This window comes from Pedococcus sp. P2_E5 (assembly GCF_056403895.1).
In genome coordinates, this window is the sequence record NZ_JBFUEP010000008.1 from 25,398 (window position 1) to 47,633 (window position 22,236).

23 protein-coding genes and 2 tRNA genes are annotated in these 22,236 nt (G+C 70.2%); 20 read left to right on the forward strand and 5 right to left on the reverse strand.

The features are described from left to right. Positions 1 to 7 precede the first annotated feature (7 nt). The 3 genes from AC1DVZ_RS04005 (at position 8) to cimA (ending at position 3,418) form a co-directional block, all read left to right on the forward strand. Positions 8 to 775, forward strand: a complete 768-nt coding sequence (locus AC1DVZ_RS04005) for a 3-oxoacyl-ACP reductase (protein ID WP_477616892.1) — start codon at positions 8 to 10, stop codon at positions 773 to 775. Positions 776 to 814: 39 nt separating this feature from the next. After that, a complete protein-coding gene (locus AC1DVZ_RS04010) occupies positions 815 to 1,543 on the forward strand; it encodes a gamma-glutamyl-gamma-aminobutyrate hydrolase family protein (RefSeq protein ID WP_477616893.1) in 729 nt (242 codons plus the stop codon). Positions 1,544 to 1,837: 294 nt separating this feature from the next. Continuing rightward, on the forward strand, positions 1,838 to 3,418 hold the full coding sequence (cimA, locus tag AC1DVZ_RS04015) for a citramalate synthase (RefSeq protein WP_477616894.1): 1,581 nt from the start codon (positions 1,838 to 1,840) through the stop codon (positions 3,416 to 3,418). Between the two features lie 5 nt (positions 3,419 to 3,423). Here the strand turns inward: cimA and argG are convergent, their stop codons facing one another. Then, entirely contained in the window at positions 3,424 to 4,848 is a 1,425-nt protein-coding gene (gene argG, locus AC1DVZ_RS04020) for an argininosuccinate synthase (protein WP_477616895.1), read from the reverse strand. A gap of 365 nt (positions 4,849 to 5,213) precedes the next feature. Here argG and AC1DVZ_RS04025 point away from each other — a divergent pair, with 365 nt between their 5' ends. Next, positions 5,214 to 6,017, forward strand: coding sequence for a PadR family transcriptional regulator (locus tag AC1DVZ_RS04025; protein ID WP_477616896.1), 804 nt, complete (start codon positions 5,214 to 5,216; stop codon positions 6,015 to 6,017). Here AC1DVZ_RS04025 and AC1DVZ_RS04030 read toward each other — a convergent pair. Next, a complete protein-coding gene (locus tag AC1DVZ_RS04030) occupies positions 5,912 to 6,886 on the reverse strand; it encodes a 3-methyladenine DNA glycosylase (RefSeq protein WP_477616897.1) in 975 nt (324 codons plus the stop codon). The two genes, AC1DVZ_RS04025 and AC1DVZ_RS04030, sit on opposite strands and share 106 nt — an antisense overlap. Before the next feature lie 36 nt (positions 6,887 to 6,922). Beyond that, a complete protein-coding gene (locus tag AC1DVZ_RS04035) occupies positions 6,923 to 7,099 on the reverse strand; it encodes a hypothetical protein (protein ID WP_477616898.1) in 177 nt (58 codons plus the stop codon). 83 nt (positions 7,100 to 7,182) lie between these two features. On the opposite strand from AC1DVZ_RS04035, the gene AC1DVZ_RS04040 reads away from it, so the two are divergent. The 5 genes from AC1DVZ_RS04040 to AC1DVZ_RS04060 all read left to right on the forward strand — a co-directional run bounded on the left by AC1DVZ_RS04040 (position 7,183) and on the right by AC1DVZ_RS04060 (position 10,929). After that, a complete protein-coding gene (locus tag AC1DVZ_RS04040; RefSeq protein WP_477616899.1) occupies positions 7,183 to 8,136 on the forward strand; it encodes a GlxA family transcriptional regulator in 954 nt (317 codons plus the stop codon). A gap of 64 nt (positions 8,137 to 8,200) precedes the next feature. Next, on the forward strand, positions 8,201 to 8,977 hold the full coding sequence (locus tag AC1DVZ_RS04045; protein WP_477616900.1) for a fumarylacetoacetate hydrolase family protein: 777 nt from the start codon (positions 8,201 to 8,203) through the stop codon (positions 8,975 to 8,977). A 71-nt stretch (positions 8,978 to 9,048) separates the two neighbouring features. Further along, on the forward strand, positions 9,049 to 10,572 hold the full coding sequence (gene gltX / locus AC1DVZ_RS04050; RefSeq protein ID WP_477616901.1) for a glutamate--tRNA ligase: 1,524 nt from the start codon (positions 9,049 to 9,051) through the stop codon (positions 10,570 to 10,572). Between the two features lie 102 nt (positions 10,573 to 10,674). Next, positions 10,675 to 10,746 (forward strand) — tRNA-Gln (locus tag AC1DVZ_RS04055). Between the two features lie 107 nt (positions 10,747 to 10,853). Then, positions 10,854 to 10,929, forward strand: a tRNA-Glu gene (locus AC1DVZ_RS04060). 132 nt (positions 10,930 to 11,061) lie between these two features. Here AC1DVZ_RS04060 and AC1DVZ_RS04065 read toward each other — a convergent pair. Further along, complete coding sequence (locus AC1DVZ_RS04065; protein ID WP_477616902.1) at positions 11,062 to 11,805, reverse strand: IclR family transcriptional regulator; 744 nt, start codon at positions 11,803 to 11,805, stop codon at positions 11,062 to 11,064. 159 nt (positions 11,806 to 11,964) lie between these two features. Between AC1DVZ_RS04065 and leuC the strand changes: the two genes are divergently transcribed. From leuC to murA, 4 genes are all read left to right on the forward strand, one after another. Beyond that, positions 11,965 to 13,395, forward strand: coding sequence for a 3-isopropylmalate dehydratase large subunit (leuC, locus tag AC1DVZ_RS04070; RefSeq protein ID WP_477616903.1), 1,431 nt, complete (start codon positions 11,965 to 11,967; stop codon positions 13,393 to 13,395). Further along, a complete protein-coding gene (gene leuD, locus AC1DVZ_RS04075) occupies positions 13,395 to 13,988 on the forward strand; it encodes a 3-isopropylmalate dehydratase small subunit (RefSeq protein WP_477615521.1) in 594 nt (197 codons plus the stop codon). The genes leuC and leuD overlap by 1 nt, the downstream gene beginning before the upstream one ends. 394 nt (positions 13,989 to 14,382) lie before the next feature. Then, positions 14,383 to 15,150, forward strand: coding sequence for an HU family DNA-binding protein (locus AC1DVZ_RS04080; RefSeq protein WP_477616904.1), 768 nt, complete (start codon positions 14,383 to 14,385; stop codon positions 15,148 to 15,150). Between the two features lie 93 nt (positions 15,151 to 15,243). Further along, positions 15,244 to 16,560: a UDP-N-acetylglucosamine 1-carboxyvinyltransferase gene (murA, locus tag AC1DVZ_RS04085; RefSeq protein ID WP_477616905.1), complete on the forward strand. Its 1,317-nt coding sequence runs from the start codon at positions 15,244 to 15,246 to the stop codon at positions 16,558 to 16,560. A 14-nt stretch (positions 16,561 to 16,574) separates the two neighbouring features. On the opposite strand, the gene cofC is transcribed toward murA, so the two are convergent. Further along, positions 16,575 to 17,429, reverse strand: a complete 855-nt coding sequence (cofC, locus tag AC1DVZ_RS04090; RefSeq protein WP_477616906.1) for a 2-phospho-L-lactate guanylyltransferase — start codon at positions 17,427 to 17,429, stop codon at positions 16,575 to 16,577. Positions 17,430 to 17,526: 97 nt separating this feature from the next. Here cofC and AC1DVZ_RS04095 point away from each other — a divergent pair, with 97 nt between their 5' ends. The 7 genes from AC1DVZ_RS04095 to AC1DVZ_RS04125 all read left to right on the forward strand — a co-directional run bounded on the left by AC1DVZ_RS04095 (position 17,527) and on the right by AC1DVZ_RS04125 (position 22,184). Then, the gene (locus AC1DVZ_RS04095; protein WP_477616907.1) at positions 17,527 to 18,288 is read left to right on the forward strand and encodes a lysophospholipid acyltransferase family protein; all 762 of its coding nucleotides are present in this window, start codon (positions 17,527 to 17,529) and stop codon (positions 18,286 to 18,288) included. Continuing rightward, positions 18,285 to 19,283, forward strand: a complete 999-nt coding sequence (locus AC1DVZ_RS04100) for an NAD(P)H-dependent glycerol-3-phosphate dehydrogenase (RefSeq protein ID WP_477616908.1) — start codon at positions 18,285 to 18,287, stop codon at positions 19,281 to 19,283. The genes AC1DVZ_RS04095 and AC1DVZ_RS04100 overlap by 4 nt, the downstream gene beginning before the upstream one ends. A gap of 158 nt (positions 19,284 to 19,441) precedes the next feature. Further along, positions 19,442 to 19,963, forward strand: coding sequence for an alternate-type signal peptide domain-containing protein (locus tag AC1DVZ_RS04105; RefSeq protein WP_477616909.1), 522 nt, complete (start codon positions 19,442 to 19,444; stop codon positions 19,961 to 19,963). 71 nt (positions 19,964 to 20,034) lie between these two features. Further along, a complete protein-coding gene (locus AC1DVZ_RS04110; RefSeq protein ID WP_477616910.1) occupies positions 20,035 to 20,562 on the forward strand; it encodes a signal peptidase I in 528 nt (175 codons plus the stop codon). Further along, positions 20,559 to 21,137, forward strand: coding sequence for a SipW-dependent-type signal peptide-containing protein (locus AC1DVZ_RS04115; protein ID WP_477616911.1), 579 nt, complete (start codon positions 20,559 to 20,561; stop codon positions 21,135 to 21,137). The genes AC1DVZ_RS04110 and AC1DVZ_RS04115 overlap by 4 nt, the downstream gene beginning before the upstream one ends. A 4-nt stretch (positions 21,138 to 21,141) precedes the next feature. Further along, a complete protein-coding gene (locus tag AC1DVZ_RS04120) occupies positions 21,142 to 21,735 on the forward strand; it encodes a signal peptidase I (RefSeq protein WP_477616912.1) in 594 nt (197 codons plus the stop codon). A gap of 50 nt (positions 21,736 to 21,785) precedes the next feature. Beyond that, positions 21,786 to 22,184 (forward strand): hypothetical protein, encoded by a 399-nt coding sequence (locus AC1DVZ_RS04125; protein ID WP_477616913.1) that lies wholly within the window; start codon positions 21,786 to 21,788, stop codon positions 22,182 to 22,184. The last annotated feature ends 52 nt before the right edge of the window (positions 22,185 to 22,236 follow it).

Here is a 22,236-nt window from a genome sequence, read left to right on the forward strand (position 1 = left end):
ACACTTCATGGCAGGCAGGCTCGAGGGCAGGGTCGCCGTCGTCACGGGCGGGTGCAGCGGCATCGGGCTCGCGACAGTGCGACGGTTCGCCGAGGAGGGCGCCACGGTCGTGATAGGCGACCTCGACGACACCGCGGGGGAGTCGATCGCCGCGGAGCTGGGCGGCGCCTACGTCCACTGCGACGTGACCGACCCCGACGAGGTCGAGGCGTTGTTCCGCACGGCCAAGGAGATGTTCGGCAGCGTCGACGTCGCCTTCAACAACGCGGGGATCTCGCCTCCCGACGACGACTCGATCCTCACGACCGGGCTGGACGCGTGGCGCCGCGTGCAGGAGGTGAACCTCACGAGCGTCTACCTGTGCTGCAAGGCCGCCCTGCCCTACATGCTCGAGCAGGGGCGCGGTTCGATCATCAACACCGCGTCCTTCGTCGCCGTGATGGGTGCCGCCACGAGCCAGATCTCCTACACGGCCAGCAAGGGCGGCGTGCTCTCGATGTCGCGCGAGCTCGGCGTGCAGTTCGCGAGGGAGGGAGTGCGGGTCAACGCCCTGTGCCCCGGACCGGTCAACACGCCACTGCTGCAGGAGCTGTTCGCCAAGGACCCGGAGCGGGCCGCCCGACGGATGGTGCACATCCCGGTCGGCCGGTTCGCCGAGCCGGTGGAGATCGCCAACGCGGTCCTGTTCCTGGCCAGCGACGAGTCCAGCTTCATCACCGCCTCGCAGTTCCTCGTCGACGGCGGGATCAGCGGCGCGTACGTCACCCCGCTGTGAGCAGGACGGAAAGCACGGTGAGCACCTCGTGAGCACCTCGTGAGCCGCCGACCCGTGATCGGGCTGACCTGCTACGTCGAGCCGGTGACGCGGTCGGTCTGGCGGGACCTCCCGAGCGCCACGGTCCCCTACTCCTACATCCGCAACCTCGAGCAGGCCGGCGGGTTGGTCGTGATCATCCCGCCGCGGGCGGACGGCGATCAGGGCCTGGCGGCCGAGATCCTCGCGCGAGTGGACGGACTGGTCATCGCCGGAGGGGTCGACGTCGACCCGGCTCGGTACGCCCGCCCGCGACACGCCTCGGTCCAGGAGTCACGGGAGGACCGCGACGCCATGGAGCTGGCACTGGCCACGGCCGCGGCCGAGCAGGACGTGCCCCTCCTCGGGATCTGCCGCGGTATGCAGGTCATGGCCGTCGCCGCAGGGGGAGACCTGGAGCAGCACCTGCCCGACCGGGTGGGCCACCAGGACCACTCGCCCGAGGTCGGGGCCTACGGCCGTCACCCGGTGACCACCGTCGTCGGGACCCGCGTGAACTCGCTGCTGGGCGACTCCGTGGTCGTTCCGAGCTACCACCACCAGTCCGTGCTGACCCACCCGGGATTCGTGCCCGCTGCGTGGGCGACCGATGGCACGCTGGAGGCGATGGAGGACCCGGAGGCGGGGTTCCGGCTGGCCGTGCAGTGGCATCCCGAGGAGGGCGACGACCCGCGGCTGTTCGCCGCGCTGGTGGAGGCGGCCGCGCGGCATACCCCCTCGACGTCCTGACCACGATGCGGACCGGGGTTCCACAGCGTGGATCGGCCATGTCACAGTGAGCACGTGACGTCCTGGCACATGGCCACCACCATGGTGATTATCGACTAGCGCGACGAGAACTCCCTCGTCGCGCAGACCTCCCACACCCGGGGGGTCTTTCGTTTTGTCAGACTGAGTCTGTCAGCCGCTGCCAGCACCATCCCCGCCGGGCAGCGGGCGCGATGCCGGGGAGAATGACCACCAGGAACTGCTGCACGACCGAGGCGATACCGAGCCGAAGAACCAGCCGATGAGGACACCGCGATGAGCGACCTGCACGTCTACGACACCACCCTGCGCGATGGCGCGCAGCAGGAGGGGCTCAACCTCTCCGTGTCGGACAAGCTGGCCATTGCCCTGCACCTCGACGAGCTCGGTGTCGGCTTCATCGAGGGTGGCTGGCCGGGCGCCAACCCGAAGGACACCGAGTTCTTCGCGCGGGCCAGGACCGAGCTGTCGCTGCGCAACGCGACCCTCGCGGCCTTCGGCGCGACCAGGCGGGCCGGCGGCAACGCGGCCGACGACCCGCAGGTCCGCGCCCTCGTCGACTCCGGAGCCCCGGTCGTCACCCTCGTGGCGAAATCCCATGTGCGCCACGTGGAGTCGGCCCTGCGCACCACCCTCGAGGAGAACCTCGCCATGGTGCGAGACACCGTCTCGTTCCTGCACGGAGAGGGGCGTCGGGTCTTCCTCGACGCCGAGCACTTCTTCGACGGGTATGCCGCCGACCGGGCCTATGCGCTCGAGGTCATCCGGGCCGCGATGGAGTCCGGCGCCGAGGTCGTCGCGCTGTGCGACACCAATGGCGGCATGCTGCCCCACCAGGTCGCCGACGTGGTGGCCGACGCCGTCAGTGCGACCTCGGCCCGGGTGGGCATCCACTGCCACAACGACACGGGCTGTGCGGTGGCCAACTCGATGGCGGCCGTCGACGCGGGTGCGACCCACGTGCAGGGGACCATCAACGGCTACGGCGAACGAACGGGCAACGCCGACCTCCTCACAGTGGTCAGCAACCTGCAGATCAAGAGAGGCCTGCCGCTGCTCGAGACCGGACGGCTCCGCGAGGCAACGCGTATCGCCCACGCGATCTCCGAGATCACCAACGTGCCGCCCTACTCGCGTCAGCCCTACGTCGGTGCCAGTGCGTTCGCACACAAGGCCGGTCTGCATGCCAGTGCGATCAAGGTCGACCCCGACCTCTACCAGCACACCGACCCGCAGTACGTCGGCAACGACATGCGGATGCTGGTGTCAGACATGGCGGGCCGGGCCAGCATCGAGCTCAAGGGTCGCGAGCTGGGCTACGACCTCTCCGACGACAAGGACCTGCTCACGCGGGTGCTGGCCAAGGTCAAGGACCTCGAGCTGCGCGGCTACACGTTCGACGCGGCCGACGCGTCGTTCGAGCTGCTCCTGCGCCGTGAGGTCGAGGCTGCGAGCTACGACTTCTTCGAGGTCGAGTCCTGGCGCGTCATCACCGACGCCCGCGGGGGCGAGAACGCCCTGTCCGAAGCCACCGTCAAGCTCGTCGCGGGAGGAGAGCGGGTCGTGGCGACCGGAGAGGGGAACGGTCCCGTGAACGCGCTGGACCACGCGCTGCGCCGAGCACTGGCGCCGGCCTACCCCGAGCTCGACAAGCTCGAGCTGATCGACTACCGGGTCCGCATCCTCGACGCGGCACACGGCACCGATGCGGTGACCCGGGTGCTCATCGAGACGTCCGACGGTTCGACGTCGTGGGAGACCATCGGCGTCGCCGGCAACATCATCGAGGCGTCCTGGCAGGCGCTCGTGGACGGTGTCACCTATGGACTCGTGCGGGCGGGCGTCCCCGTCCGATAGCCCAGTCAGTCGGTCCCGGACTCCATCGCAGCCCGGTCCAGCGCGTCGTCGTCCGAGTCCGCCTGTGCTGCATGCGGATTCGACGAGATGGCCTTGGCGCCACCGGGCTCGAGGTCGCCCACGAGGTCCTGGTGACGCGCGACGAGCTGGCCCTGCGCGGCATACAGCTCGAGCTTGGCCCGGGAGTCGGCGATGTCGAGGTTGCGCATGGTCAGCTGGCCGATGCGGTCGACCGGGCCGAAGGCCGCGCCCTCGGTGCGCTCCATCGAGAGCTTCTCGGGGTGGTAGCTGAAGGCGGGTCCGGTCGTGTTGACGATCGAGTAGTCGTCGCCCCGGCGCAGCCGGACGGTGACCTCTCCGGTCACGACCGACGCGACCCAGCGCTGGAGGGACTCGCGCAGCATGAGCGACTGCGGGTCGAGCCAGCGACCTTCGTAGAGCAGCCGCCCCAGGCGACGTCCCTCGGCGTGGTAGTTGGCGATGGTGTCCTCGTTGTGGATCGCGTTGAGCAGTCGCTCGTAGGTGATCCACAGCAGGGCAAGGCCGGGCGCCTCGTAGATGCCGCGGCTCTTGGCTTCGATGATGCGGTTCTCGATCTGGTCGGACATCCCCAGGCCGTGGCGTCCGCCGACCTTGTTGGCCTCGTCGACGAGTGACACCGCGTCAGGGAAGGTCTGGCCGTTGATGGCCACCGGGCGACCCTGCTCGAACCGGACGGTGACGTCCTCGGTGGCGATCGCGACCGACTCGTCCCAGAACGCGACGCCCATGATCGGCTCGACGATCTCCATGCTCTCGTTGAGGAACTCGAGCGTCTTTGCCTCGTGGGTGGCGCCCCAGATGTTGGCGTCGGTGGAGTAGGCCTTCTCGGTGCTCGACCGGTAGGGCAGGTTGCGGGCGAGGAGCCACTCCGACATCTCCTTGCGGCCGCCGAGCTCGCTGACGAAGTCGGCGTCGAGCCACGGCTTGTAGATCCGCAGGGCCGGGTTCGCGAGCAGGCCGTAGCGGTAGAACCGCTCGATGTCGTTGCCCTTGAAGGTGGAGCCGTCGCCCCAGATGTCCACGCCGTCGTCCTTCATGGCGCGCACCAACAGCGTCCCGGTGACGACCCGGCCCAGGGGAGTGGTGTTGAAGTAGGTCTTGCCGCCGCTGCGGATGTGGAACGCGCCGCACGCGATGGCGGACAGTCCCTCCTCGACCAGCGCGGGCCGGCAGTCGACCAGGCGCGCGTGGTCGGCGCCGTACTGGCCGGCACGGTCGGGGACCGTGTCGATCTCGGGCTCGTCGTACTGGCCCAGGTTTGCGGTGTAGGTGCAGGGGATCGCCCCCTTCTCCCGCATCCAGGCAACGGCGACCGAGGTGTCCAGACCGCCGGAGAAGGCGATCCCGACACGCTCACCAACAGGCAGGGACGTCAGAACTTTCGACACGGTAGGTCAGCCTACGGGCCGCCGCAGGAGCGCGCGCACGGGTCCGGTCCGTGGCTGGCTGCCGGTCCCGCCCGCCGCACTTCTGGCCACCAGTAGGGCACGGAAGCGGGTCTCAGCGGGCGCGGTGGGCCACCGGTGGCCAGAAGTCGGGGGATGCCTGCACTTCTGGCCACCGCTAGGGCACGGAAGCGGGTCTCAGCGGGCGCGGTGGGCCACCGGTGGCCAGAAGTCGAGGCTGGGACTTGACATCGATATATCGACGAGTGCATGATTCGATATATCGACGACAGACTGTCGATTGTGCGAGAGAGAGCCGCCCGACCAGAGCGACGGCCCCCGCACACCACATTCGTAGGAGAGAACCCATGAATCGCATGAACTTGAACATCCAGATGTCCCACCCCCGTCGAGGGGGCCACTCCGGCCGAGGCCGGTCCATCGACGGCCAGCCCGGTCGCAACCGCGGTCAGGAGGGCGACTCCGGTCATCCCGGTCACGGCCACCACGGCGGGCCTGGCCGCGGCCGCGGCGAGTTCGCCGGCTTCGGACCCGGCGCGGGCTTCGGCCCGGGTGCCGGCTATGGCAGAGGGCTCAGTGGTGAAGGCCGAGGCCCGCGCGGCGGCGGTCGCGGACCTCGCCGCGGTCGCCGCGGTGACGTCCGCCGCGCGATCCTCGCGCTGCTCGCCGAGGAGCCGATGAACGGCTACGGCATCATCACCGCCATCGCCGAACGGTCGGACGGCTCGTGGCAGCCCGGTCCCGGCTCGGTCTACCCCGCCCTGCGCTCGCTCGACGAGGAGGGCCTGATCGCTCCCGACGAGTCCGACGACGACCCGCGTCGCAAGGTCTTCGCCCTGACCGACGACGGCCGTGCCTACGCCGAGGGCCACGGTGAGGAGCTCGCGCAGGCCTTCGTCGACGCGACCACTCCGCGTCGCGGCTTCCGCGAGATGCGCCGTGAGATCGGCCAGCTGGTGGTCGCCGTCGAGCAGGTCGTCGTCGCGGGCCAGCCGGCCCAGCTCGACGCCGCACAGCAGGTGCTCGCCGACGCCCGCCGCTCGCTCTACCGCATCCTCGCGGAGGAAGAGGCCGGCAGCGCCGACGTCACCCCGACCGACGCCCCAACCGACGCAGGCGCCCCGGCCGACTCGAACGAGTCCGCCGAGTAGTCCCCACCGATCGCGTCCAGGGCCTGCAGGAGTCGCTCCCGCAGGCCCTGGCCGCGCGTGGCGAAGTCGCGCTGCGCGGCGGCATACTCCGCTCGGCCCTGCGGTGTCTCGATCGCGACGGGGAGGTAGCCCAGGGCGCTCAGGTCGTAGGGCGAGGCGCGCATGTCGAGCTCGCGGATCTCGCGGGCGAGGTCGAAGCAGTCCATCACCAGCGAGCTCGCGATGGCGGGCGCGAGCTTCATGCACCACTTGTAGAGGTCCATGCCCGCGTGCAGGCAGCCCGGCTGTTCGAGCGCCACCTGGTCCTCGCGGGTCGGTTGGAGCAGGTTCAGCGACCTCGCCGGAGGCGTGTAGAACCGGAACGCGTCGTAGTGGGTGCACCTGATCTGCAGGCCGTCAACGACGTCGTCCGTGCCCCGCGCGCCGAGCCGCAACGGCCAGGCGGCGTGACGCACCTCGTCGGCCGCCAGACGGTAGACCATTGCCCACTCGTGCAGGCCGAAACACCCGAGCTGCGCCGGCCGCGCGTGGGTCGCCGTCACCAGCCGACGGACGAAGTCGACCGTGTCGCCCCGCGACTCGAGGTATGCCGTGGTGTCCAGCTGGGTGCCGCCGTCCACCTCGCGGTAGAACCGCCAGCCGCCACGGTCGAGCTCGGCCGCACCCTGGAGGACCACCCCGGGACCGGGGTGCCAGCGACGCAGCTGCGACGGCTTGAACGGGTAGTAGGTGAAGAGGAAGTCCTCGACCGGGTGGGCGACGCCGCTCTGGCGACGCTCGCGGTGGCCCGAGGTGGCCGCGTCGACGCGGTCGGCGTGCTGGGCCTCGAGGGCCTCCCACGCCTCACGCCCCAGCACCCGGATATCCATCGCGTGCAGGATATCCGGGTGGGTTGGGGGCAGTCCTCAGGCGCGAGCCTCGGCGTCGTGCAGGACGCGGTCCCAGTCGTGGTCGAGGTCGGTGAAGGCGATGGTGGAGTCGGCTCCGTGCGGTGCGTGCGGGAGCGACCAGGTGCGGCGGTGGTGTCGCTCGACGGCGAAGACCAGCGCAGTGACGAATGCCAGGAGCAGGATGATGGTCATGTCTGAAATCATGCGCCCAATCCAAATCAGCCACGAGTGGCAGAACTGACGCGCGCAGCAACTTTTCTGCCATACTGCTGTCCATGGCACTGCGCAGCATCGCCGCCATCGCGACCAACCCGATGGCCATGTTCGAGATGTCCCTCGCGTGCGAGGTCTTCGGGATCGACCGCACGGACGACGGAGTCCCGCCGTTCAGCTTCATCACGTGTGGTGAGCGGGCCGGCGAGCCCGTCGGCACGACCAGTGGCGGCCAGTTCATCCCTACGCACACCTGGGCCGACGCGATCGGCGCCGACCTCGTCGTCATCCCCGCCGGTGGCATCCGCGACGAGTACCCGTCGGAGCTGCTCGAGACGATCCGCGAGGCACACCGGCAGGGGGCGACGATCCTGTCGATCTGCACCGGTGCGTTCATCCTGGGCGAGACCGGGCTGCTCGACGGCCTGACCGCAGTGACCCACTGGCGCTACGCGGAGCAGTTCGCCCGGCGGTTCCCCCGCACCACGGTGTCGATGGACGTGTTGTTCATCGACGAGGGGTCGATCATCACCGGGGCGGGCACGGCGGCCGGCATCGACGCGTGCCTGCACCTCGTGCGTCGCGAGCTCGGCTCGACCGTGGCGACGCGGATCGCCCGCCGGATGGTGGTGCCGCCCCAGCGCGACGGCGGTCAGCGCCAGTACGTCGAGGCGCCGCTGCCCGAGACCGACTGCGAGAGCATCCAGCCCGTGCTCAACCACGTCACCGAGAACCTCGACGCTCCGCACACCGTCCCCGACCTCGCGCGGCTTGCGATGATGTCGGAGCGCACGTTCGCGCGCCGCTTCGTCGCGGAGACCGGCACCACGCCGCACAAGTGGATCGTCCAGCAGCGGGTGCTGCGGGCCCGCGAGCTCCTCGAGTCGACCGACCTGCCGGTCGAGTCGGTGGCCGCCCACAGTGGCTTCGGGTCGGCGGCCCTGCTGCGCACCCACTTCCAGACGGTGGTGGGCACCTCGCCCCAGCGCTACCGCCGCGAGTTCTCGGCCCGCTGAGGGACGGTGGGCGGCGACCAGCCGCGCCCTCGGCCGACCCGGCGGGCCCAGATAGGCTCGTCGGGTGCGCATCGCGAGATACACGACAGGTGAGGACCCGGCCTACGGCATCGTCGAGGGGGAGCCGGGGCGCGAGTTCATCGCCCAGGTCCAGGGCGACCCGCTCTACCAGCCCCTGGTGCTCACCGGCGAGCAGGTGGCCCTTGCCGACGCCAGGTTGCTCGCGCCCGTCATCCCGCGCAGCAAGGTGATCGGCATCGGTCGCAACTACGCCGACCACGCCAAGGAGATGGGTGGCGAGCCGCCGGCCCAACCGCTCATGTTCCTCGTCCCCAACACCGCCGTCGTCGGCCCGGGCGACCCCATCGTGATGCCCGCCGGGGCGGAGGAGATCTCCTACGAGGGCGAGCTCGCCATCGTCATCGGCCGCATCGCCAAGGACGTGCCGCGGGAGCGCGTCAAGGAGGTCATCTACGGCTACACCTGTGCCAACGACGTCACCGCCCGCGACTGGCAGCGGGGCGACGGACAGTGGGCGCGCGCCAAGGGCTTCGACACCTCCACGCCCCTCGGCCCCTGGATCAGCACCGAGCTCGACGTCAGCAACCTGCGGATCCAGACCCGACTCGACGGCCAGACCCGCCAGGACGGCAGCACCGCCGACATGATCTTCGACGTCGAGACCCTCGTCTCGTACGTCAGCGCGGCCTTCACCCTGCTCCCCGGCGACGTCATCCTGACCGGCACGCCCGCAGGTGTCGGCCTCGTCGAGGCCGGTCAGCGGGTGGACGTCGAGATCGAGGGCATCGGCACGCTCAGCAACACCTTCGTGCGCCGCTGAGGCGTGTATGCCGCCTGGCCGGCCACGCGGCATACGTCCGATCCGTGGGTGGTCCCTAGAATCGGGGCACCATGACTGAGAAGCCCGCCACCGCACCCCGCCTCCGCGTCGCGCCGTCACCCACCGGCGACCCGCACGTGGGCACGGCGTACATGTCGCTGTTCAACCTCGCCTTCGCGCGGCAGCAGGGCGGTTCGTTCGTGCTGCGCATCGAGGACACCGACCGTGCGCGGTTCCAGGCCGACAGCGAGCAGCAGGTGTTCGACACGCTGCACTGGCTCGGCCTGCGGTGGGACGAAGGCCCGGACGTGGGTGGCCCGTGTGCGCCCTACCGCCAGAGCGAGCGGCTGGACACCTACCGGCCCTACGTCGAGCGGCTGCTGGAGGAGGGCAAGGCCTACCACTGCTGGTGCTCCACCGAGCGGCTGACGCAGATGCGCGAGATGCAGCAGAAGCTCAAGCAGCCCACGGGGTACGACCGGCTGTGCGTCGGCAAGACCCGCGACGAGCGAGCCGAGCTGCCGGGCTTCTCGGAGACGCCTGTCGTCCGGATGCTCATCCCCGACGACGCCCCGCTTCAGTTCGACGACCTCATCCGCGGCCGCGTCTCGGCGCCCCGCCCCGACGACCAGGTCATCCTCAAGGCCGATGGGTTCCCGACCTACCACCTCGCCGTCGTCGTGGACGACCACGAGATGGGCATCACCCACGTCGTGCGCGGCGAGGAGTGGATCTCCAGCACCCCCAAGCACGTCCTGCTCTACCAGTGGCTGGGGCTGGCGCCGCCGGCGTTCGCCCACATGCCCCTGCTGCGCAACACCGACAAGTCCAAGATCTCCAAGCGCAAGAACCCGGCCGCGCGGCTGACGTGGTTCAAGGAGCAGGGCTACCTGCCCGAGGCGCTGGTGAACTTCCTTGCGCTGCTTGCCTATCCGCCGAAGTCCGGGCCGGACGGCGAGGACGTCGAGGTCTTCACGTTCGACGAGTTCAGCGCCGACTTCGACTGGGGCAAGGTCAACCCGGTCGGGCCGATCTTCGACCTCAAGAAGCTCGAGTGGCTCAACGGTGTCTACATCCGCGAGCTGGGGACCGGTGAGCTCGCCTCCCGGCTGCTGCCCTACCTCGAGCGGGACGGCGTGCTGTCCGGCAACCCCAGCCTGGGCGAGCTCGCTCGCCTCGAGAAGGTCACCGAGCTGATCCAGACCAGGATGGCGCTGCTGTCCGAGGCCAGTGCGTTGGTGGCGCCGTTCTACACCGCCGACGACGCCCTCGAGATCGCCGACGACGCGCGCGCCCAGCTCACGGACGACTCGGGCGAGGTGCTCGCAGCGGCGATCAAGGCCATCGAGGACATCGACGACAGTCGCTCGGGGGTGCTGGGGTCCGAGCGTGGCTGGAGAGCCGCGGCCATCGAGGCCGCGCTGCGCTCGGCGATCGTCGAGGGGATGGGCATCAAGCCCAAGTTCGCCTTCGGACCGTTGCGCACCGCTGTGTCCGGCCAGCGGATCAGCCCGCCGCTGTTCGAGTCGATGGAGATCCTCGGCAAGACCTCGACCCTGGCGCGCCTGCACCGCCTGCACGACGAGCTCGCCTGAGGCTGGGGGAGCCGATTTGGGAACGCGACCGACGGGCCGGTAGTATCGCGTCTCGGTTCACTCCCATGAAGGCCTTCGGGCGCGCTGGAAGTGATACCCCCTTGGGGTATGGTGTAATTGGCAACACTACGGTTTCTGGTACCGTCATTCTAGGTTCGAGTCCTGGTACCCCAGCTCAGGCGCAAGCCCTTGTGGCACACGCCGATTCGGAGAAATCCACTGCCTGCCGGTATGGTTCTCTCCGCTGCCCGCCACTGGAAAGTGCGCGGGCAACACGCTAGGGCCCCGTTGTGTAGCGGCCTAGCACGCCGCCCTCTCAAGGCGGTAGCGCGGGTTCGAATCCCGTCGGGGCTACCAGCAGAAGCCTCCGTCCACGGACGGAGGCTTCTCCCATCTCCGCCTCGGCATGGGTATGCCGCGCGGCTGGCTCAGCCGCGCGGCCTACCTCGCGCTCGTGGTTGTTGCGTGTGCGGGCTCAGGCGTCGTGGCTCAGACGTGGTTCTGCTGCTGCTGCTGCGCGTGGTGCCTCGCGAGCACCTCGGTGAGCTTGTTGGCCCCGGCGATCACCGTGGCCGCGTGCAGCCGACCTGGCTGGCGGGAGAGCCGCTCGATCGGACCCGAGATGGACACGGCGGCGACCACGCGACCGGACGGGCCGCGGACGGGTGCGGACACGGACGCGACGCCGGCCTCGCGCTCGCCGACGCTCTGGGCCCAGCCGCGGCGACGGACGCCGGAGAGGGTCGTCGCCGTGAACTTCGCGCCGTGCAGCCCACGGTGCAGGCGGTCGGGCTCCTCCCAGGCGAGCAGCACCTGGGCGGCCGACCCGGCGAGCATCGACAGCGTCGCGCCGATCGGGATCGAGTCGCGCAGGCCGACCGGGCGCTCGGCTGCCGACACGCAGATGCGGTGGTCGCCCTGGCGGCGGAACAGCTGGGCGCTCTCGTTGGTGTGGTCGCGCAGGGCGCCCAGCACCGGGCCCGCGGCGGCGAGCAGGCGGTCCTCGCCGGCGGCGGCGGCGAGCTCGGCCAGGCGCGGCCCGAGCACGAACCGACCCTGCAGGTCTCGCGTGACCAGGCGGTGGTGCTCGAGCGCCACGGCGAGCCGGTGGGCGGTGGGGCGAGCCAGGCCGGTCGCGGTGACGAGCTGGGCGAGGGTCGACGGCCCGGCCTCGAGGGCGCCCAGGACGATGGCTGCCTTGTCGAGAACGCCGACTCCACTGGTTGTGTCCATGGCTTGATATTGACGTCTCATTCGCTGAGACGCAAATCCGTGGGCGTGTCCTGCGTGCGAACCTCGGATTGCAGCACGGCGCCGTGCTCACGATGCGACGCGGCGAAGTCCGTGCCCAGGACGTGACGAAGGCCGCAATCAGAACAGAAGGGTGAAGACGTGTCAGGAACGCTGGCCGAGAAGGTCTGGGATGCGCATGTCGTCCGGCGCGCCGAGGGCGAGCCGGACCTGCTGTACATCGACCTCCACCTCATCCACGAAGTCACCTCTCCCCAGGCCTTCGACGGCCTGCGACTGGCCGGACGCACCGTCCGCCGCCCCGATCTCACCCTGGCCACCGAGGACCACAACGTCCCGACGACGCCCGGCCCGATCACCGACCTCGTCAGCAAGACCCAGGTCGACACGTTGCGACGCAACTGCGAGGAGTTCGGCGTCCGGCTGTTCCCGATGGGCCACGCCGAGCAGGGGATCGTCCACGTGGTCGGCCCCCAGCGCGGCCTGACCCAGCCGGGCATGACCATCGTCTGTGGCGACTCGCACACCTCGACCCACGGCGCGTTCGGCGCCCTGGCCTTCGGTATCGGCACGTCCGAGGTCGAGCACGTCCTCGCCACCCAGACCCTGCCGCTCAAACCGTTCAAGACGATGGCGATCAACGTCGAGGGCGAGCTCCAGCCCGGTGTGACCGCCAAGGACATCACCCTGGCCGTGATCGCCAAGATCGGCACCGGCGGCGGTCAGGGCTTCGTCCTGGAGTACCGCGGCAGCGCCATCCGCGCGCTGTCGATGGAAGCCCGGATGACGGTGTGCAACATGTCGATCGAGGCGGGTGCCCGCGCCGGCATGATCGCGCCCGACCAGACCACGTTCGACTACCTCGAGGGTCGCGAGAACGCCCCGACCGGCGCCGACTGGGACGAGGCGGTCGCGGCGTGGACCCTCCTGCGCTCGGACGACGACGCCGTCTTCGACGAGGAGGTCGCGCTCGACGCCACCACGCTGACGCCCTTCGTCACGTGGGGGACCAACCCCGGTCAGGGTCTGCCGCTCGGGGAGTCCGTGCCCGATCCCGAGACCATGGGCGACGACAACGAGAAGGCCGCGGCCCAGCACGCCCTCGACTACATGGGCCTGACCGCGGGCACCCCGTTGCGCGAGATCCGGGTCGACACGGTCTTCGTCGGCTCCTGTACCAACGGCCGGATCGAGGACCTGCGCGCGGCCGCCGAGGTGGTCAAGGGGCACAAGGTCGCCGACGGTGTCCGGATGCTCGTCGTCCCCGGCTCGGCGCGGGTTCGCGTCCAGGCCGAGGAAGAGGGCCTGGACAAGGTGTTCACCGCCGCCGGAGCCGAGTGGCGCCTTCCCGGCTGCTCGATGTGCCTGGGCATGAACCCCGACCAGCTCGCCCCCGGCGAGCGCAGCGCCTCCACGTCCAACCGCAACTTCGAGGGCCGACAGGGCAAGGGTGGCCGCACGCACCTGGTCAGCCCGCTGGTGGCCGCCGCCACCGCGCTGCGCGGCACCCTGTCCAGCCCGGCCGACCTCGTCGACCTCGTCGACGCCGGCGTCTCCGAGGGGAGCAAGTGATGGATGCGTTCACGACCCACACCGGCATCGGCGTCCCGTTGCGCCGCAGCAACGTCGACACCGACCAGATCATCCCGGCCGTCTACCTCAAGCGCGTGACGCGCACCGGTTTCGAGGACGGCCTGTTCGCCGCGTGGCGCAAGGACGAGACGTTCATCCTCAACAACCCGTCGTATGCCGCGGGGTCGGTGCTCGTGGCCGGCTCCGACTTCGGGACCGGTTCCTCGCGCGAGCACGCGGTGTGGGCGTTGATGAACTACGGCTTCCGCGTCGTCCTGTCCTCGCGGTTCGCTGACATCTTCCGCGGCAACAGTGGCAAACAGGGGCTGCTGACCGCCCAGGTCGCCCAGGACGACATCGAGCTGATCTGGAAGTACCTCGAGAACGAACCCGGCGCCTCGGTGACGGTCGACCTCGTGTCGCGCACCGTCACTGCAGGAGACATCGTCGCGCCCTTCGAGGTCGACGACTACACCCGCTGGCGGCTGCTCGAAGGCCTCGACGACATCAGCCTCACCCTGCGCCACGAGCAGGACGTGACGGACTTCGAGGCCCGCCGACCGGCATACAAGCCCTCCACCACGGTGGCCTGACGCGCGCGGCGCGCCGATGCGGGGCAAATTCCCCGAAGTCGCACGTCGAGGCGCGTGAAGGAGGTCCCCGATGCTCCGCGTCGGGGGCCTTTCCTGTCCTGACACGGCGCCTGGCCGGTCTACCGGGGCACGAATTGCGTTGAGGCGCAACGCTTCTGGCCGCGAGGCAAATCTCGCAGCCCGAAACGAGCGGCAAGCCTGAGCGGGAGCCCGGGTTCGGCGAGGGGCCTGTCGGTGCGCCGCAATCCGTTGCGACACAACAGATCGGGCGCTCGGGATGGTGGACTCGCACGCGCAACCGCCCTAACGTCAGACCCAAGTCGGGCATTGGCTCGGCGGCTCACCCTCGTCGGGCTAAGGGGTCCGGCGTCACCAACCCTGTGGAGGGGAAGACGTGAACAAGGCAGAACTGATCAAGGAGCTGGAGAGTCGCTTGGGCAGCCGCAAGGCAGCAAGCGATGCACTGACGGCCGTCGTGGACGTGATCATCCGCGAAGTGGCCAAGGGCGGCAGCGTTGCCATCACCGGCTTCGGAACGTTCGAGCAGGCCGCCCGTGCCGCGCGCACCGGTCGCAACCCCCGCACTGGTGCCAGCGTGAAGATCAAGAAGACCGTGGTGCCCAAGTTCCGCGCCGGCTCGGCCTTCAAGGACGTGGTGAAGAACCCGCGCTCGCTGCCCAAGGCAGCTGTCGCAGGCGCTCGTGCTGCCGCAGGCACCGCCACCAAGGCAGCGGTGAGCACCGCCAAGAAGGCCGCTCCTGCGAAGAAGGCCGCACCCGCGAAGAAGGCGGCACCCGCCAAGAAGGCGGCACCCGCGAAGAAGGCTGTCGTCAAGAAGGCCGCTCCGGCCAAGAAGGCGGCACCGGCGAAGAAGGCCGTCGTCAAGAAGGCCGCTCCGGCCAAGAAGGCGGCGCCCGCGAAGAAGGCGGCACCTGCCAAGAAGACGACGGCCGCCAGGACGCTGGCCACCAAGAAGGCGTCGACGGCGAAGAAGACGACGGCCGCGAGGACGCTGGCCACCAAGAGCGCCCCCGCCAAGAAGGCGGCACCGGCGAAGAAGGCCGTCGTCAAGAAGGCCGCCCCGGCCAAGAAGGCCGCCCCCGCGAAGAGGGCGGCACCGGCCAAGAAGGCCGCGACCAAGCGCGCGGCCAAGAAGGCCTAGTCCGAAGCGGGGCACCAGCCCCACCAGCCCCATGACGGAGGCCGGCACCCCCTCGGGGTGTCGGCCTCCGTCGCGTGCCGCGATACTTGCCCCATGGCAAACATCCTCACCGTGAATGGCGGCGTACCGCTGGTCGGAGACCTCGAGGTCAGGGGTGCCAAGAACCTGGTCTCCAAGGCCATGGTGGCCGCGCTTCTCGCGGAGGGTCCCTGCCGGCTCCGGGGGGTCCCCGAGATCTCCGACGTCAAGATCGTGTCCGGGCTGCTGGAGCTCCATGGCGTCAAGATCGACTCCACCGACCGTGATGGTGAGTTGCTGCTCGACCCCACCAATGTCGAGCAGGCCCACGTCGCCGACATCGACGCCCACGCCGGCTCGTCGCGCGTGCCGGTGCTGCTGTGCGGCCCGCTGCTGCACCGGCTGGGGGAGGCCTTCATCCCCGACCTGGGCGGGTGCCGCATCGGTGAGCGCCCGATCAACTACCACCTCGACGTCCTGCGCCAGTTCGGCGCCGATGTCCAGAAGCGGCCCGAAGGGCTGCGCCTGACCGCCCCGAACGGGCTCAAGGGCACGCGCATCAAGCTGCCGTACCCGTCCGTCGGCACCACCGAGCAGGTGCTGCTGACCGCGGTGCGCGCCCAAGGTGTCACCGAGCTGCGCAACGCCGCCGTCGAGCCCGAGATCCTTGACCTCATCGCCGTGCTGCAGAAGATGGGCGCGATCATCAGCGTCGAGACCGACCGGGTCATCAAGATCGACGGTGTCGACCGCCTCGGCGGCTACGACCACCTGGCCATCCCGGACCGCATCGAGGCCGGCTCGTGGGCGTGTGCGGCGCTGGCGACCAAGGGTGACGTCTACGTCCGCGGCGCCCAGCAGCAGGCGATGATGCCCTTCCTCAACGTCTTCCGGAAGATCGGCGGCGACTTCGACATCGACGACGAGGGCATCCGCTTCTGGCACGCCGGGGGCACCCTCAACTCGCTCGTCCTCGAGACGGACGTCCATCCCGGCTTCATGACCGACTGGCAGCAGCCGCTGGTCGTCGCCCTGACCCAGACCAGCGGGTTGTCGATCGTCCACGAGACGGTCTACGAGAACCGCCTGGGCTTCACGGAGGCACTGGGGGAGATGGGTGCGGTCGTCCAGCTCTACAAGGAGTGCCTCGGTGGCTCCCCGTGCCGCTTCGGGCGCGCCAACTTCCGGCACAGCGCGGTCATCTCGGGGCCCACGCCGTTGCGAGGTGCCGAGATCACCGTCCCCGACCTCCGAGGTGGCTTCAGCTACCTCATCGCGGCGCTGGCCGCCGAGGGCCAGTCAAAGGTGCACGGGATCGAGCTGATCTACCGCGGCTACGAGCGGTTCTCCGACAAGCTCGACTCCCTGGGCGCGGACTACGAGGTCGGCTGAGCGCTGGGCGGAGCTCAGCCGATCCGCTGGTCGTCACCGATCCCGACGATCCACAGCTTCCTGATCTCGGTACCGGCCTCGAGGTCCAGGCTCAGCCGCTGGCCCACGCGCAGGTGGCGCAGCGCGCTGGCCGCGAACACCTCTGCGGTGAAGGTCACCTCGCGTCCGTCGTCCAGCAGCGCGGACCCGGCACCGGTGGCTTCGTCGAAGGTGTGCACGCTCGCCTGCATGGGCGGCAGCGTAGTCGGCGCCGCGCCGAGGGTGCGTCGCGTGGCCGGCCCCACCCCCAGCGACAACGCCGCCTGCAGGCCCGCGTCGTCATCGACGTCCGTCCGAAGGCGCGGCAGATCGAGGTCCAGCAGGTGGTGCCCGGCACCCTGGTGCCGCCTCGAGGAGCCCGTGCCGAACGCCGGCACGAGGTCCGCACCGGCCAGGGCAGTGAGGAGCACGGTGCCGCCGCCGCCATCGGGCACCACCGCGCGGGGGTATGCCGCCGCGGCGCCCAGTGCCGTCGTCAGGTCCTCCGCGCGGAGCGCGGGCAGGTCGCCGAGCAGCACCGCCACAGCTCCGTCGGGCTCCTCGGTCAGCACGAAGTCCCTGCCGGCTGCGGCGGCCGCGTTGAGCCCTGCCGCGGGGTCCGCGACGACCCGCGCCCCCAGGCCCGCGGCCATCTGGGCCACGCGCTCGTCGGAGGTCACGACGACGACCCGGGCGGGCGGCATACCGGCGCAGCAGGCGCTGAGGCAGTCGGTGGCCAGGGCCAGGGCCAGCTCTTCTCGGTCCACGCCCGCCGGGGGGTGCAGCCGTGACTTGGCTGAGGCGCCGCCCTTGACGGGGACGACCAGGTGCCAGTCGGGAAAGGTGGTCATTGGGACGATCGTCGCAGTGCTGGCGCGGTTGCTCGACACCGACCCCGGGAGCCGCGAGGATGCTCACTCACACCTTCCCCATCGATCTGGAGACCACGTGACCGCCAGCGGCACACGCGCTCTGCCCTTCGCCTACCGCTTCACCGTGGCGATCCTGCGTCCGCTGCTGATGCTCCTCACCAAGCGAGACTGGCGCGGTGTGGAGCACCTGCCGACCACCGGTGGGTTCGTGGCCGCGCCCAACCACCTCTCGTACTTCGACCCCTTGGCGTTCGCCCACTTCCTGGTCGACAACGACCACCCGCCGTACTTCCTCGGCAAGGAGGCTGTCTTCCGGGTCCCCGTCGTCGGGGCGATCCTGCGTGGCGCGCAGCAGATCCCGGTCTACCGCAACACCGGCCAGGCCGCCGACGCCTTCCGTGCCGCAGTCGACGCGGTCGAGAGCGGCAAGTGCGTGGCGGTCTACCCCGAGGGCACGCTGACGCGCGATCCCGACCTCTGGCCGATGGTGGGCAAGACCGGGGCCGCCCGCATCGCGCTCAGCACGAAGTGCCCCGTCATCCCGGTGGCGCAGTGGGGACCGCAGGACGTCCTCGAGCCCTACGGCAAGCGTCCGAGGCTGCTGCCCCGCAGGACGATGCACCTGCGCGCCGGCCCCCCCGTCGACCTCACCGACCTCTATGACCAGCCCGTGACCGGTGCCCTCCTGCGCGAAGCAACCGACCGGATCATGGCTGCCATCACGGCCGAGCTCGAGACGATCCGCGGTGAGCAGGCCCCCGCCGAGCGGTTCGACTCGCGCAAGCACGGACTTCCCGAGACCGGGAAGTTCCGCCGACCGCAGGGAGATGACGCATGACGACCGCTGCTGTGTTCGGGACGGGCAGCTGGGGCACTGCGTATGCCGCGATCCTCGCCGACGGCGGGACGACGGTCCGGATGTGGGGACGCCGTCAGGCCGTGGTCGACCAGATCAACGCGGGGTGCAACGAGGACTACCTTCCCAACCTCCTGCTGCCCTCGACGGTGTCGGCCACGCACGACCCCGCCGAGGCTGCCCACGGCGCGGACATCATCGTGCTGGCGGTGCCCTCGCAGACGCTGCGGGCCAACCTCGGCGACTGGGGTGCGGTGCTGGGTGACACGGCGGCGGTGGTCTCGCTGATGAAGGGCGTCGAGCTCGGGACCACCAAGCGGATGAGCGAGGTCATCGCCGAGGCGGGCGGGGTTGCACCCGAGCGCATCGTCGTCGTCTCGGGCCCCAACCTCGCCAAGGAGATCGCGCTCAAGCAGCCTGCGGCCAGCGTGGTCGCCTGCATCGACGAAGCAGTCGCGGGCAGGGTCGCCGAGGCCTCCAACCCGGCCTACTTCCGCCCCTACACCTCGACCGACGTGGTCGGCACCGAGATCAGCGGTGCCGTGAAGAACGTCATCGCCCTCGCGGTCGGCATGGCCGAGGGGCTCGGCATGGGCGACAACTCCAAGGCCTCCATCATCACCCGCGGCCTGGCGGAGACCACCCGGCTCGGCATGGCGCTCGGCGCCGACGTGATGACGTTCGCGGGGCTGGCCGGCGTGGGCGACCTCATCGCCACGTGCATGTCGCCACTGTCCCGCAACCACACCTTCGGCGTGAACCTCGGCAGGGGCATGAGCGTCGAGGAGGTCGTCGCCGTGACCAAGCAGACGGCCGAGGGCGTGAAGTCCTGCGAGTCGATCCTGCAGCTCGCGCAGAAGCACGACGTGCGGGTGCCGATCATCGAGCAGGTCGCCGCGGTCGTGCACGACGGACGACGGGTCGAGGACGTCGTGGGTGCCCTGATGGTGCGCGCCCTCAAGAACGAGACCGACTAGCGACACGCTCGGGGGTCGCCAGCGACCTGCGGTCTTCCCTTCTGCCTGATCTTCTTTGCCCGACCGCGTAAGGGTTCGTGTCGTCGTGGGGTCTTTCGGGGGACAACACATCGGACTGAACCGTGGCGGGTGCGGTGGACTCCTCGGGAAGGACCGCCATGAAGAAGTCGACCAAGGGTGCGTTCGCCGCCACGACCGCGGCCGTGCTGTTGCTCGGAGGGGCCGGGACGCTGGCCTACTGGAACGACACCGTGAGCGTGCCTGGCGTCGACCTCGTCAGCGGCGTGATGTGGCTCGGAGAGCCGGACTGCGGCCAGGGCTGGACGCTCGACGGTGGGGCCGCCTTCACCCAGGCGCTCGTCCCCGGTGACGTCCTGACCGAGGTCTGCACGATCGACCTCGTGGCGGACGGCGCGCACCTCGGCGCCGACCTTGCCCTGGGCCTGCCGTCGTGGGGCGCGACGAACACGCTGACGAACCAGCTGGCGGCCTCGGCAACCTTCACGGTCAACGGCGCAGCCAAGACCCACGTCACCACGGCCGACGACACCGGGGTCGGTGAGATCCAGGCGACGGTCAGTGTGGTGTTCAACGGACCCGCTGCGACGAACCTGAGCCAGGGGCTGCTGGCGACCCTCAACGATGTCAACGTCGTCGCGACCCAGACCCACGACGGCTGACGGCTGACAGGTCGGTGCCCGACGTCGTCCTTCGGTCGGACCCAACCCGCGGACCTCGTGCGGCCGGGTGGGTGGGGCACGTCCTGGCCTGGGTGGTGATCCTCGGAGTCGCCGGTGTCCTGGCTGTGGCCGTCATCGTCCCCCGCGCGTTCGGTGCCACCCCCTATGCGGTGCTGACGAGCTCGATGCGGCCCTCGCTGCCCGAGGGCACCCTGGCGGTGGTCCGGCCGGTGTCGTCGGCGTCGATCGGGATCGGGTCGGTCATCACCTACCAGCTCCGGTCGGGTGAGCCTGCTGTCGTGACCCACCGGGTCGTCGCCCTCGGGGTCGACGGTGCGGGCTCGCGGACCTTCCGGACCCGCGGCGACGCCAACGACGTCCCGGATGAGGGGTGGGTCAGGCCGGTGCAGCTCAAGGGCGAGCTCTGGTATGCCGCCCCCCTGCTCGGGCGGGTCAATGCCGCCCTGAGCGGGCGGGAGCACCGGCTGCTCGTCTACGTCGTGGCCGCGGCGTTGCTCGCCTACGCGGCCGCCATGTTCACCGGCAGCCTGCGAGACCGGCATCGGGCGGCGCTGCAACGCGAGGGAGGGCACCCATGACTCGTCCACGCCACCTGAGGTCAACCCGGGTCAGGGCCGCTCTCGCGCTCGGAGCCGTCCTGACCGTGGGAGTCAGCGGGACCTATGCCCTGTGGACCGACAGCGTGCCGGTCTCGGGGGTGACGATCTCGTCAGGGGTCCTGGACCTCAAGGTCAACACCCTCGACGCCGTCCCGGCCTACACCGATCTGAACCTGACCGGGATGGTCCCGGGCAACACCGTGGCAGGCATCCTCACCGTCCGGAATGCCGGGACCATCCCGTTGACCTACTACGCGACCGCAGCCGCCACCAATGCCGACGGCAAGGGCCTCGGTGCCGCCCTCGTCGTCAAGGTGACTGCTGACTCCGCCGTGACCGGGACGGCGCCGGCACGGACCTGCGCCGGGGCGGCCCTGGCCACGACGGGCACCACGTTCGCCGGGAACCTGGTGGGCGCCCCTGCGACTCAGCGATCCCTGGCCGCTGGGGTGTCCGAGACGCTGTGCATCCAGGCGACCCTGCCGACCACCGCGGTCAGCTCGCTGCAGGGCGCGACGACCAACATCTCCTTGACCTTCACCGCGAGCCAGTGAGCCCATGAGCCCCCGGCGCGTGCTCAATCGGGTGGGTCACCTCGCCCTGTCCCTGGGCGCCGCCACCGGGGTGCTGTGCCTGGTCATGACGGTGGCTGGGGTGTCCTGGGGGGTCCGACCGGTGATCTTCCTCTCGGGATCGATGTCTCCCACGATCCCGGCCGGGAGCCTCGCCCTGGTCCGCCCCGTGCCAGCCGCAGACCTGCGCGTCGGCGACGTCGTCGCCGTACCCGTCGGCGACAGACAGGTCACCCACCGCATCGTCGCCATCACCCGCCACGATGGGTCGGCAACCCTGCGGCTGCGCGGAGACGCGAACGCCCGCGCCGACGACCGGCCCCACGAGGTCGTGGCCGCGCCCCGAGTGCTCGTCTCGGTGCCCCGGGCCGGTGCGCTCCTCGCATGGCTGTCGCGGACCCCTGGCGTGTTCGTGCTGGCGGGGTATGCCGCCGCCTCCTTGCGCTGCTCCTGCGGCGATCGGCCCCGGGCCCCTCGGGGGGTCGATCCGAGGGGGAGCGACGATCCGATCGGGCGCGACGATCCGATCGGGCGCGACGATCGGAAGTCAGGCGGCCCGAGCGTGTCCACGCGCCGGTGAGGTCGTCGGTCACTCGCACGACGTGGCTGCCCAGACATCGGTCGCGCACCATGATCCGGGTCGTCACCGCAGCCGCTGTCCTGGGACTCGGCACCTGTTCCGCGGTCCCCGCTCGGGCCGCGTGGAGCGACCCCGTCCCGGTCTCCGGCAGCACGGTGGGGACCTACACGGTCCCTGCCCCCGCCACCTTCACCTGCGGCGCCCTCGGAGCCCTCTCGGTGAGGTTCCACTGGACCGCCGTCACCGGCGCCACCAACTACACCCTCCACTACGGCGCGAGCGGCGCCCAGACCACAGTCGTCACAGGGACCACCACCGTGGTGACCGCGGTGGTCTCCGGGGGCACCGCCTGGGTCCAGGCCAACCGGAACTTCGGCGCCACCACCTGGACCTCCGCCGCGTCGCCGACGCGTTCCTACACCGTCGCGGCCGTCAGCCTCTGCAGCTGACTGAGCCGGCCACCCTCAAGGGTGGAGTCACGTCCAGAGCCCATGCGCGTCT

Bases quoted from the DNA above. Each gene is read 5' to 3' on its own strand.
- AC1DVZ_RS04035 (WP_477616898.1), bottom strand. From the start codon at position 7,099: ATGACCATCATCCTGCTCCTGGCATTCGTCACTGCGCTGGTCTTCGCC.
- AC1DVZ_RS04065 (WP_477616902.1), bottom strand. From the start codon at position 11,805: ATGGACACAACCAGTGGAGTCGGCGTTCTCGACAAGGCAGCCATCGTC.
- cimA (WP_477616894.1), top strand. From the start codon at position 1,838: ATGAGCGACCTGCACGTCTACGACACCACCCTGCGCGATGGCGCGCAG.
- AC1DVZ_RS04040 (WP_477616899.1), top strand. From the start codon at position 7,183: ATGGCACTGCGCAGCATCGCCGCCATCGCGACCAACCCGATGGCCATG.
- AC1DVZ_RS04125 (WP_477616913.1), top strand. From the start codon at position 21,786: ATGATCCGGGTCGTCACCGCAGCCGCTGTCCTGGGACTCGGCACCTGT.
- AC1DVZ_RS04100 (WP_477616908.1), top strand. From the start codon at position 18,285: ATGACGACCGCTGCTGTGTTCGGGACGGGCAGCTGGGGCACTGCGTAT.
- murA (WP_477616905.1), top strand. From the start codon at position 15,244: ATGGCAAACATCCTCACCGTGAATGGCGGCGTACCGCTGGTCGGAGAC.
- AC1DVZ_RS04005 (WP_477616892.1), top strand. From the start codon at position 8: ATGGCAGGCAGGCTCGAGGGCAGGGTCGCCGTCGTCACGGGCGGGTGC.
- AC1DVZ_RS04120 (WP_477616912.1), top strand. From the start codon at position 21,142: ATGAGCCCCCGGCGCGTGCTCAATCGGGTGGGTCACCTCGCCCTGTCC.
- AC1DVZ_RS04105 (WP_477616909.1), top strand. From the start codon at position 19,442: ATGAAGAAGTCGACCAAGGGTGCGTTCGCCGCCACGACCGCGGCCGTG.
- cofC (WP_477616906.1), bottom strand. From the start codon at position 17,429: ATGACCACCTTTCCCGACTGGCACCTGGTCGTCCCCGTCAAGGGCGGC.
- AC1DVZ_RS04025 (WP_477616896.1), top strand. From the start codon at position 5,214: ATGAATCGCATGAACTTGAACATCCAGATGTCCCACCCCCGTCGAGGG.
- AC1DVZ_RS04030 (WP_477616897.1), bottom strand. From the start codon at position 6,886: ATGGATATCCGGGTGCTGGGGCGTGAGGCGTGGGAGGCCCTCGAGGCC.
- gltX (WP_477616901.1), top strand. From the start codon at position 9,049: ATGACTGAGAAGCCCGCCACCGCACCCCGCCTCCGCGTCGCGCCGTCA.
- leuD (WP_477615521.1), top strand. From the start codon at position 13,395: ATGGATGCGTTCACGACCCACACCGGCATCGGCGTCCCGTTGCGCCGC.
- AC1DVZ_RS04115 (WP_477616911.1), top strand. From the start codon at position 20,559: ATGACTCGTCCACGCCACCTGAGGTCAACCCGGGTCAGGGCCGCTCTC.